Source organism: Aequorivita sp. KMM 9714, assembly GCF_011065475.1.
Lineage (GTDB): Bacteria > Bacteroidota > Bacteroidia > Flavobacteriales > Flavobacteriaceae > Aequorivita > Aequorivita sinensis.
Window position 1 is genome coordinate 14,935 of record NZ_JAAGRO010000008.1, and the last position, 12,191, is coordinate 27,125.

Annotated in this window: 7 protein-coding genes; all 7 read right to left on the bottom strand. The window is 33.4% G+C overall.

Translation table 11 applies throughout. The features are described 5' to 3' along the window. Positions 1-18 precede the first annotated feature (18 nt). The 7 genes from G3A46_RS13270 to G3A46_RS13300 all read right to left on the bottom strand — a co-directional run bounded on the left by G3A46_RS13270 (position 19) and on the right by G3A46_RS13300 (position 12,187). Complete coding sequence (locus G3A46_RS13270; RefSeq protein WP_165150515.1) at positions 19-663, bottom strand: hypothetical protein; 645 nt, start codon at positions 661-663, stop codon at positions 19-21. A gap of 53 nt (positions 664-716) precedes the next feature. Next, complete coding sequence (locus tag G3A46_RS13275) at positions 717-1,301, bottom strand: hypothetical protein (protein WP_206736023.1); 585 nt, start codon at positions 1,299-1,301, stop codon at positions 717-719. Next, positions 1,301-2,422, bottom strand: coding sequence for a restriction endonuclease subunit S (locus tag G3A46_RS13280; protein ID WP_165150519.1), 1,122 nt, complete (start codon positions 2,420-2,422; stop codon positions 1,301-1,303). Before G3A46_RS13280 ends, G3A46_RS13275 begins: the two co-directional genes overlap by 1 nt. 5 nt (positions 2,423-2,427) lie before the next feature. Then, positions 2,428-3,909 (bottom strand): class I SAM-dependent DNA methyltransferase, encoded by a 1,482-nt coding sequence (locus G3A46_RS13285; protein ID WP_165150521.1) that lies wholly within the window; start codon positions 3,907-3,909, stop codon positions 2,428-2,430. A gap of 115 nt (positions 3,910-4,024) precedes the next feature. Beyond that, the gene (locus tag G3A46_RS13290; RefSeq protein WP_165150523.1) at positions 4,025-5,296 is read right to left on the bottom strand and encodes a DUF2130 domain-containing protein; all 1,272 of its coding nucleotides are present in this window, start codon (positions 5,294-5,296) and stop codon (positions 4,025-4,027) included. 157 nt (positions 5,297-5,453) lie between these two features. Beyond that, the gene (locus G3A46_RS13295) at positions 5,454-6,089 is read right to left on the bottom strand and encodes a hypothetical protein (protein ID WP_165150525.1); all 636 of its coding nucleotides are present in this window, start codon (positions 6,087-6,089) and stop codon (positions 5,454-5,456) included. Positions 6,090-6,280: 191 nt separating this feature from the next. Further along, the gene (locus G3A46_RS13300) at positions 6,281-12,187 is read right to left on the bottom strand and encodes a DEAD/DEAH box helicase (RefSeq protein WP_165150527.1); all 5,907 of its coding nucleotides are present in this window, start codon (positions 12,185-12,187) and stop codon (positions 6,281-6,283) included. Positions 12,188-12,191 lie beyond the last annotated feature (4 nt).

A 12,191-nucleotide genomic window follows, 5' to 3' on the forward strand; every position in this document is an offset into this window, starting at 1 on the left:
TTTAAAGGATGCTTTATTTTACATTCTAGTGTAAATTAATGAACCTATATTTTTTGATTTAGCCAATTTACCATATACACCGCTTGGGTGGTTTCTATTGATATTTGATTTTTTGACTCTCTTTAATTTGGAGCTTATAGGTTTCCTCGACAATGTTTTTAATCTTGGCGCAATCCATTGTTTATTTGCTTCCCATAGATAATCATTAAGTTTAGAGCTTTCGCTAATTATAATTTCTTCCGGAATTTTTAAACGAGAAAAAAAATCTTCTTGCGATAACTTTAAATATACTGCAACCGTTTCTAAAGTTTCATTTATGTTTCGCTCTAAAAACACTTCTACAATATCTTTCTTTTTATTTCCTAGATCACCTTCTTTATTTGATCCTTGTTTTTTAAGATTTTTCTTCGTGTTCTTGTTTTTGGAGGGCGATTTTTTAATTTTTAGTTTAGACTTAACATTGTTAGATTTCCTTAATCGTGATTCAACCGGACCGGACATGGTGTACTGCAATAATTTCATATTAACAGCAGAAGTAGCTAATTTACGGGTATGGTCATCCTTGTATTTAGATGCAATCTCTTGTTTAAGAGCATCTAACTGTTCTTGAGTAAATTGTTTTTGTTGGAAAAAATTTTCTATTTCATCAAATATCTCAACCATAGTTTATTTATTCTTTAAAATTAGATTTTGTTTGATTTAATTATCCAATGCTATTACCAACCCTCATTATCATCGTCTTTGCAGCTACTACATAATCCGCCATAAACATAGTACTCAAACCCTCCGCATCTCGAACATGTATTTTCCAGTAGGTTCTCACAATCGTTGCAATACGTATCATATTCATATTTTGAAAAACCACATCTCGGGCAGGTAACGGCAGCTATTTCATCTTCAATATCACTTTCAATTCTATATCCATCACTGAATGAACATCCTGATCCGGTAATTTGAATATCAAACTGCCTACCATCATAAAGCCTAATAGAGCAATACCCGTCTTCATCTAACGCTTCAGAAGAAAATTCGCTACTATCTAGCCAACCTCTGGAAAAATGTATAACTGTCACTTCATTATCCTCAACTTCTACATTTAAGGTATAGTTGCTTCTCGCTCCAGTATCCGGATTATAATAATCTACATCGGCGCAATAGGTGTCGTCCGGATATGCTTCTTCATCTTCATAGTAATAATTACTTTCTGAATCATTATAATAACTATTTGACCTTGAAGTTTTCTCTTTACAGGATTGTGTAAAAGCAATAAGAACTAATATAAAAACAAACTTTACTAACATCACACCAACTCTCCTTTAAAAGCCTTTTGCAACAAGCTATTAAACAATTCCTCACTTTTTTCTAAGCTTTGCTGAACTAAAGCTTTCTGAGCTTCTATCGCTTGAACACGTTCTGCGAATTGGTTTTGAATTTCAATTGGAGGATAAAGTATTTTTAATTCTCTAACGTTTTTCAAACTTATATTAGCTCGAGCTCCCTCTACTTTATTTCCAATTAATCTTTCTTGAATTTGAGGAGTAATTATTTGATTTAAAACAAAAGCCGGATTTATTTTTTCAATATTAAGTTCGATTTTAGCTACTGCTTGGTTTATGTTTGCTGGTAAATACTTTCTCTCCATCAAAGCACCTCTTCCAATACTTGCCCCTACTAAGTTCACCAATAAATCATTTTCTTTAAGCTTCGAACGCTCTAACTTATCATGAAATTCTTCACTGACAAATTTATCTTTATCACAATCAAGAAAACCTAATCTTACATTTTCACTAGTTATAAATCGAACACCAGAATCTATATAATCAAATCCTTGCCATTTAGGTGATGAACCTTTAGTTACTATTATTGATATTTTCTCAATACTAATCTCATCCCACCACTTTGGATTCGTTACAGGATCCCCAAACATATCCAAAAACAGACTTTGTGTAAGGGCGTCATATTTTTCAATGAGTTGTTGGTCTAGTTGGCGAAGTTTATCAGCTTCGTCTAGAATGACCGCTATTTTCTTTTGGGTTTCTAATGGTGGAAGTTTTATATTTAGTTTGGAATATTTTGAAATCCAATACCTCTTATGCTGCTCACTATCAACCTTGATGGTTTGCATTAAGTAATACAAATATTTAATATCTGCTTTATGCTCATCAGCTTTTAAAATTTTCATTGCCGATGACTTAACTTTAAAAGGAAAATCTACATATTTTATTGCAGTTGTAAAATCATCAAATATAATTACAGGATAATTATCAAATACACCTTCAACTTCATCTGTATACCCTAATATAAAAGATTGACCAGCTGTTAAAACTGGCGTTTTAAACGAATTGCTATAATTTGTAGATTCAACAATATATTTTGTCGGTTGTTCGTATATTAATACGTCCCCTAATTTATATGATTTCAATTGATTCATTTTAAGCTACCCTGAATAGTTATTAATAATTTTCTCCTTTCATTATCAAGCTGATTTATTGATTCAATAATGGTCTCAGGCGAATCATACTCAATTTCCTCATAAATAATCTCCTTATATCGGTTAATTGACAAGTCCCAATCGTTCTCTTTAATCTCTTTAAAAGACACCATAAAACTTTGGTCGGTACGCGCTCTATCGGCTTCGGCTTCTAAATTTTTAAATCGTTGTATAATATCAGGAATATCATTGTCTTTAATCTCAGAGCGCTTATCATCTAAACTATACCCATCCGCTTTCATATCATAAAACCACACTTTATCTGTACCTCCAGAATTGGTTTTGGTAAAAAACAATACCGCTGTACTTACCCCTGCATACGGTTTAAACACTCCTGAAGGCATAGATATCACAGCTTCAAGTTTTTGGTTATTTACCAATTCCTCTCTAATGCTTTTATGCGCTCTAGAGCTACCAAACAACACGCCATCTGGAACAATTACCGCTGCTCGTCCTCCAACTTTTAGGGTTCGTAGCATCAAGCTTAAAAACAGTAATTCTGTTTTCTTTGTTTTGGTGGTTTGTAATAAACTACTCTCTACCTCATCATAGTCTAAACTTCCTTTAAAAGGCGGGTTTGCTAAAATTAAGGTGTATTCGTTTTCTATATCAGCATTCGCTTCGCTCAGTGCATCTTTACCAATAAGCACTGGGGTTTCCATACCGTGCAATTGCATATTCATGGCGGCAATACGCAACATAGACGGGTCGAACTCAATACCGTTAAACATCTTAGTGTTAAAATGTTCTCTAAAGGTTTTGTCTTGAAACCAGTCGTTGTGGTTATGATAAATATACTCTCCTGCACTCACTAAGAATCCCGCTGTACCACAAGCCGGGTCGCAAATAATGTCATCCTTTTTAGGTTGGGTCATTTCCACCATCATACTAATAATATGACGTGGCGTACGGAACTGTCCGTTGGTACCTGCTTCGGCAATTTTGGAAAGCATATACTCATAAAGATCCCCTTTAGTATCTCTGTTATCTAAAGGCAGTTGGTCTATTTGTTGCACCACCTTATCCAATAACTTAGGCGATTGAATCATGAAAATTGCCCCTTTCATAAACCGCGCAAACTCACCACCTTCAGCGCCAATAGTTTTCATAAAGTCGAAAGCTGTAATATCATTAAGCTCCCGCTGTTGCTTTGTGAACAAATCGAACATCACTTCTGGGTCCTTATTTTTAAAATTTGACCAACGCAATGCGCTTTGTTCCTTGGTATATATAGGTTTTTCAATAGGCACCCCTAAAAGGTTGGCCTGCTTTTCCATTAGAATCTGTTTATCATCTAATTGCTTTATAAAAATTAGATAGGTAAACTGTTCCACTACAGTTAATGGGTTGGATATTCCTCCTGTCCAGAAGTCGTTCCAAATTCTATCTATTTTACTTTTAGTTTCTCCGGTGATCATTTGTAGTATGTGTGTTTTTTATAATATGATAAATATAGTATTCATTGTTAAAAGATTCTAACCCAGTTTGAATATACTTTTATTCAAAATCATTCAAACTGATAATAGATGATTCTTAGTTTTTCAAACTATCAAACTTCTGCTTCATAGTTGGGTTTCCATGTGTTAACTTCTTGATGGTTAAATCATCCGCTTTATTATTTGCCAAACGCAAATTGTTTTCAGATGATAGCAAAGCATCTTTAGTTTTCTGTAGATGATTCATTGTTTTATCAATCTCATCAATTGCGGTTTTAAATTTACGACTCGCTAACTCGTAGTTTCTTGCGAAGCCAGTTTTAAAGTCGTTAATTTTTTCTTCAAAATTAGTAATGTCTACATTTTGGTTTCTCACAAGTTGTAATTCGGCCTTGTACTGTAAAGACTTCATTCCAGCATTCCTTAATAATGTAATGATAGGTATAAAAAATTGAGGACGCACTACATACATTTTCTCATACTTGTACGATACATCTACAATTCCGGTGTTATAGAGCTCATTATCTGTTTCTAATAAAGAAACTAACACAGCATATTCACAGCCCTTATCTCTACGATCTTTATCCAACTTGGCGAAGAAGTCTTCGTTTTTCTTTTTGGAAGCTGTTAGGTCGTTTTCATTCTTCATTTCAAACATAATTGAAACGATTTCATTATCGTTTTCATCCAGCTCTTTGAAGATATAATCCCCTTTAGTCCCTTTAGACGCATCGTTATCTTTTTCGAAATAAGCCTTTTGAAATGCTGTTGCTCTTAGCTTGTTAAACTCTGTTTCACAATGTTGCTCCAAAGTCTCTCCTAGCATTTTAGTTGAAAGCTTTTGCTTATAGTCCTTTAGACGTTCTATTTCTTCGTCTTTTAATTCTAACTCTTTTGCTTTATGCTCTAAATCTCTTCTAAAATCCTCCTTTAAAGATTTTTCAAGGTTTATCTTCTCCGATTCCTTTAATTTTAAATCGTTAACAAGTTGATTCTTTTCATTTTGAAGTTCATTAACCGCATTTTGCAGTTCCAATTGCTTTTGCAGTTCCGAACTTTCAATCTTCGATTGTAATTGCCTTATTATATCTTGTTGCTTAGATACCTCATCTGCTAATTCTGATTTGCTTTTATGTTTTAAAGCTTCAATTTCACTCTGTTTTTCTGCCAACTGTTGCTGGAAAGCTATTTTTAATTCAGACTCTTTTAACTGAAGAGCTGCTTGTTTTTCTTTATTGGCAGACTCCAAACGATTATTTAATTCGTCTTGAAACTGTTGGTCACGTACTTGTTTAACGATGTCTGTATATACACTATCATCTACTTTAAAGACTTCTTTACAGTTAGGACATTTTACATTTGTATTCATGGCTTTAGTTATTTATGATTATAAAACAAATGTAAGTTTGAAGTGTGCAGGGTGATTGCAGAGTTAGGATAAGAGTTCGGAACGCTTAGCGTAAAAGGGGGAAGTTTTATTTAATTTAGGTATTCCGTTATCTGATTATTTAAAAATTTTAATACTTTCAGTCATTTAAAATCTTCATTTCCACATGATCAAATGCTTTAAATAAAGATTGCACATTTTCTACGAACTCTTTTAATCCTTTAATATTGTAAATAGGATGCTTGGTATCAGGGTTAATATAAATAACCTCACGAGAATGGGCAACCCAATTTCTTATGGCTGTTATCTTATTCAGATTAACATCTCTTTTATTTAAGATATTGGAATAAAAGCAAAATAGTAATAAATCTCTTAAGTAAAAAGCCTCAAAAATATTGGAGTTAAGAATTCTAGCTTTTCCATTTTCACTTTTATAATATTCAACTTTCTCTAAGAAAAAAGAGCTATTTAAAGATTCACTTTCAAAATAATTAAGAACATCTTCATTTTTCTTACCATATTTTTCTAAAAGTTGTCTAATGTTCTTTTCAAATTTCAACAATAGTCTAAATAATTCAACATACAGATCATTATTGTTATAATCCACAATATGAACAACGCCCTTTATAAAGCCGTCCTCCATGACGAACATAACTTCATCATGATTGCCATTAGTAAATTTTTTAATCGTGGAATGACTAAAAATGAGATCCTGTGGATAACAAATTAATTCTTCGGGAATTTTTTCTATAAGTTCAAAAGTATTCTCGTTCAATTTATAGCAGCTTCGTCTATCCTTTCCTGGTAAATACGAAATATGATTTAGCTTACAAAACTGAATTAAATTCTCAACATTGTTTTTCTCATAAAATACTATGTCACGCACGCATATTGAACTTATGGTTGTGTACTTTATTGACTCTAACATGATTTGATTTTCAAATAAGTCATAAATCTAATTAAAAGTTAATCCTCGACAAAACTCAAATTATAGATAATATCATAGGAGACATCTTTTTTAATCGGAAAAATGATATTTTCAAATTTCATATCTTGTGATAGAAGTCGATCTATTGGTTTAAAACCATGAGCAATACCACCATCTATTCTAATATTAAAAGATAAATCATCTGTTTTGAATTCAAAATAACGATAATGTGGAAGCCTACGTTCCTCCGTAACAAATACCTTGAAATTATACGCTTGAGATAAGTTATTCAAATCATGCTGATAATCTTGAATTTCTTTATAATTATCGATTATGTAATATGGGAATTTATAGCTTTTAAATGCACTGGTTTCTAAATGCACGTTTAAAGAGCTTACTGAAATGGCAGCTAAATTTTGAAACTCATCAATAAACTGGAGCATTAAACGCTCAGAGAACTCTGATTGATTATACTTGTCATAATAAGACACAGAGAACTCCTTTCCTTTAACCTTTGTAAGAAATTCATCCGCATTAGAAAGATTTTCAAGCATTAATTTAGCCAATTCATTACTTTGAGTATGAAATGGTATTTTAACGTATCTAGATTCAAAAAGTTTAGTGTTAGATAAATCAGGTAGGGTTATATCTGGATATGTCACCCAATCACTTAGTAATACTTTATAAAAAGGTTCTTCTAAATTAAATGCCCAGTCTTTATCCAAATCGGCATAAGCAGCTTTAGACACATAACTCACTATTTCATTGTTATTTAACTTCAGAGAAATATGTGCTTGATAAAGAGCTTTATCCTTTATTGTATTTTGTTTTAATCCGTATTTATGAAATATTTTATATGTGGTAAGCTTGTCTTGAGTATTAGCGTATCGCAATTCTCCATTAGACACTAAGTTTACCTCAGAGCAATTTCGCTTAATTGTTTCCAGCCAAGAAAGTTCATCGATATCCCAGCCCTGTAAATCATCATTAATGTGAATATTTATCGATCTAATTCCAAAATGGTAATCTAAACGAGATATCTCACTAGCTAGATTGCCAAAAAATGAATTCGCATTTGGGTACAACTCTTTTAAATCTGTAGGGATACTGCTTTTTAATGCAGAAGCTATCCAAGTATATGCAAGTTCTCTATCCAACTTGTCTAAATGCCATTGTGTAGATCTATCTACAAGACACTTAGTGCACGCCGCCTGACAGTCACAATTATACAATACCGAAAACGCTTCTTTTAAAATCTCTTCGGTGTACATAGCAAATTGAGACGCATAACCAGCACCTCCTTTTGCAGAATCGTATATGAAAATGGTTCGATAATTACTGTAGCGCTTAACTCCAAAGCCTAGTTCATTTTCATTAATAGCCAAATAATTAGCTAGAGTTTTACTGAATATAACTCCTAATGAATACATCAACTTTTCATCGTTAACAAATGAACCATCTTCATTTTTTAATCGAATCTCTGTGAAATCTGTTTTTAAGCGACTACCCAATATAATGTGATCATGAACATGATTTGCAGTACAACTCGAATCATTTTTATCGTCTTTACCACCTCTTAAGCGTTTGTGTCCTAATAATAATTCATGTGCTGTTTCTACTCGACCACAGTCTAAACATAAACTAAACCCATTCCCTGCTCCTGTATTATAAAATAGGATTTCAGAACTTTTTTGGTCGTTACTCATTCTAAAATCTAAATAACCTGCTTGTTCATTTTTCCATGGCTTAATATTTAGTAACAATGGTTCTAAATATTGTGATCTAGATCTTTCTGATATTTTCCTTGTAGGTGTTTGAAATAAATCAACCGCAAAACCTACAGGTTCAACAAGTTCTGTAAAAGCCCCCCGTGTGTCCCCTAAATCAACCCCTTTAAAGCTGTTGGTTTCATTACACTCTGGACAAGGATCTCCAATATTATATGATTCTGTACTTCTTTGATAACCACATTTGCTACACCCTTGTATTAATATTCTTTCTGCTCCTACGCCACGAGTGTTTTTTAGTATAATTCCAGAGGAAGTGTAATTTAATCCATCTATAAGAATATTATTTCCAGGTGCAAATTCGGTTAAAGCCCGCTCACTAGAATAACTTGGATTATCAATTGTATAGTTTCGCTTAAGATCCTGAATAGTTGTTTTTTCAAACTCTAAAATTCCGGTTGGCAATCCTGCATTTGGCAAAAAGCCTGTTTCTGACAGATAGGTTAAAATAAATTTACTTTGAAACTGCCTTTTACGATATGATACCGCTTTATAAGCCGTAGAATTTGGACCATGACTTTCTTCTAATTCAGCCATCTTAGCATCATAGCCCTCTATTTGTCTATGCACATCTAAAACCAACTTTCTAAAATTATCAGATACTACATGTTTTAAATGCTCGGCACTCATACCATCCAAAGGTGTGTCCTTTACTATTCTATTTATGGATACATCAAACTCACTAGGTGGCGTACCATCTAACCATGCAAGAAAGGATTCGGCTATAGTTGGTGTTCTAGAAATAAAAAAATTATCTATATCATCAGAAACATTAAGTCCTTTATTAGTATTGTCTTGATGACGAATAAAAATCCCAAAGAGTAACGAATTGATATGCCTTTCAACAATAGTTTTACTGTCAAATTTCAAGTTTGGTGAAGCTATTTCATGTTCTAATGCCCATTTAGGTTGGTTCATTGTACGAAGTCCAACTGGATTAGGAGCACAAAATGTAAGTGACAATGATTTATTTTCTGATCTACGTCCAGCACGCCCAGCTCTTTGTAAGTAATTTGCTGGCATAGGAGGAACATTGCTCATTACAACTGCAGAAATACCACCAATGTCAACTCCCATTTCCATGGTGGTAGAACAGCTCAACACGTTAATTTCGCCATTTTCAAATTGTGCTTCTAATTCCTTAAGGCGCTTAGTATCTTGTTGCGCAGAATGTTCACCTGCTAAATATAACGATCTAAAATTAAAAACGCGTTCATGTAAATCATTCCACAAACCTTTATTTCTAGCATCTTTACTGTTCTCATTTAACCACTCATCCACTAAAACCTTATCCATTTTCTGGTTATTTTCATTTAAATGATAAGGATGAGGGAATACCGGTAACGTATTGTTATAATTTGTATCTATATGATAATGTGATAAATTTTCTGGTGTCAACACCCCCTTAATCCATGGTGAATACCCTCGAAACACTTTATCCAATAGTCTTCTCTTAACAGGGCATAAATATTCTGTACCTGCGATTTCAAATTGCGTTTTTTCTTCAAGGTTAATTCTATAACCTCCGTTTTCTTCGGTTAAAATTTTTGTCCTTAGTACTCCCCATATCGCTGAAAGTAATTGATTTAGTTCGTCTTCTTTATCTGGAGTAATTGTGTCTTTATCATGCCACCCCAAACCTGCACATATTAGCAAAACTAAGCGAGATTGTATATCACTATTTGCATTAAACTGAGGCCACGTTTTTGCGTTTGGCTCATCGGAATTTGGAGGATAAATTAAAAAAGAACGATGAAAAGAAGTGGTATAAGTATGTAGTGAAGGATCAAAAATATAATGAAATGGATAACGTATAATGTAATCCAATGCTATTTTTAATAGGTCTTTCCACTCGTCTAAACTTATCCCCAATCGTTCTGCTATCCCTGGTAATACGACCTTATCTAAATCGGGATACACAAGATTCACTAATCCTAGGTTTTCTAAAGAACGTCTTCTAGGCATTCTACGAGCAAACTGATCAAACAACAAAGCTCTTGCATAGTTACGATTATCATTAACAAAATTCGCTCCTTTAGCGGCCTTAGTAAACAAGGTTTTAAAATCATTTTGACTAACAAAACGCTCTATTAGATTGCTCCATGAAGATCTACTTTGAATTAATTTAACTTGAGCTCCTCCTTCTAATTTTTCTTCTATTGCCTTTATCTTTTCTTGAAATTCTTCCTGTAAAAATGGTGGAGCTGTTTCCAATTGTCCAACTAAATAAGCTCTTTCTTCAATTAATTCATCATGCGGTCTACTATTACGTTCATTTTTTCTTAATGTGTTAAGTAAGAAATGATATATTTGATAACGGGTCCAATCACTCTCACTATCAATATTAATTAACGCGGAAATTTTTGCCGTTCCTTGGCGGCTATCAGTAAACGAAATGTATTTTCTACCATCGTGCAGTGTATACGGCGTTCTCTCTTTTGCGACTTGAGTTTGATCCAAAATAATATCCGACAATATTCTATTAGTGAAGGCTGATGATATCCTAAAATGCATTGCATTTACATTCTGAGAATTACAATGTGGACACCTATTATTGTCAGTTAATAACCAATCCTCTCCATCTCGTAATACTGCGTTAGAATCAATAGTAGTGGGTTCAAGTTCTTGATTATGGTATTTTTTATTTTTAATGTTACGCACTAAAAACACCGAGCTATCGATAATATTTTCATCTTCGCTATCCAAGTCATCATCTTCAGTATCCATCTGAAATGCTTCATATCCAACGCTAACTTTTTGCCTAATAATAATATTTGGTTTGTTGCCTATAACTCTTTTATTCTTCTCACCTTCTAACATCATATTACCACAAGAGTTACATGCAACAAGTTCTAAAAGCGGATGCCCACAAGAACATTCTTTACCAGCTATAGTATGCATAGTGCCAAGGGCTAATTTGGGCTTATGCTCTTTATGTTCATTGCATTTTGTATTCGTACAAACATAAACACCTCCAACACCTCTCGTAAAAAAATGACCTCTAACAGGAAGCAAGTTTTTACCGTTAACCTTTTGATCGGCCAAGGTGTCTATTATTTCTAACTGCTCATATTTATCAGACACCTTTAATGTCTTCCCGATCTCGCTTTGACTAAGAGCATTACTATTTAAAAACTTTTCCCGAAGTGATTTTATATTATTTCTGTTTAATACATTGGATAAGTCAGGGATTTCGGAATCAACAATTTGGTCGTTAACTCGCCTACCAGAAATTACCTCTATCTGAGCAATTGAAATTCCACATAAATTAGCCATGAACTTTTTTAACTGATCTTCATTACCAGACCCTACTGTAGCTGAAGTTATTGCGAACCTTAAATTATTTATATCCACCCCAAAAGCATCAGCTATTCTTCGAATAAGAAGTGCCATTTCAGCTGCTTTAGAACCTGTTAACGTATGGGCTTCATCTAAAAGAATCCAACGTAGTTTTCCTTGTGACTGTTCTAAAATTGGCACATCAGCATTTCTTACTAACATATACTCCAACATGGTAGGATTAGAAAACAAAATTTGTGGAGGTGTGCTTCTGATTTGATCTCTAGAAATTAATTGAGGAAAAGCTCTTTCTCGATCTTGGTGGTTCGCAGTGTTTGGAGTATCTCCAGTTAATAATGCATATTTCACCCCTCCAAGAGCAGAACACCAGGCATGCATTCTTTTTTTCTGGCTAGCAATTAGCGCATTTAATGGGTATAGAAAAATAGCATTTACACCTTCTTCATTTTTACAATTCTGATGTATATCCTGTAAGACAGGAAGCATAAAACATTCAGTTTTACCAGACCCTGTCCCTGTAGTTACTGCAATTGATTTATTTTTATTAAGGAGAGTATCCCAACTTTTAAGTTGGTGCTTATACGGTTTTCTAGACTTAGGAAATTGGAACTCTTCTTCTTTAATACTATCTAATTTATCGATAAACTCCTGAGAAAAAACAGTAGTTGTTTCTCCAAAAGCAACTTTCCCCTGCTCCCAGGGAAATGTGTTTTGGAATACAACTTCCGCAATAATAGGTTCCTTATCAAGTAAAAACTTAAAATAATTTTGCATTTCTTTATCTCCTGTTGCCCAAAGAGACAAGATAGAATCTATTAATCTATTTTCTGTCTTCGTATAAAATTCTTTAAAATTCATCAGA

Coding starts and splice junctions, on each gene's coding strand:
- G3A46_RS13300 (WP_165150527.1), bottom strand. CDS start 12,187: ATGAATTTTAAAGAATTTTATACGAAGACAGAAAATAGATTAATAGAT.
- G3A46_RS13290 (WP_165150523.1), bottom strand. CDS start 5,296: ATGAATACAAATGTAAAATGTCCTAACTGTAAAGAAGTCTTTAAAGTA.
- G3A46_RS13275 (WP_206736023.1), bottom strand. CDS start 1,301: ATGTTAGTAAAGTTTGTTTTTATATTAGTTCTTATTGCTTTTACACAA.
- G3A46_RS13285 (WP_165150521.1), bottom strand. CDS start 3,909: ATGATCACCGGAGAAACTAAAAGTAAAATAGATAGAATTTGGAACGAC.
- G3A46_RS13270 (WP_165150515.1), bottom strand. CDS start 663: ATGGTTGAGATATTTGATGAAATAGAAAATTTTTTCCAACAAAAACAA.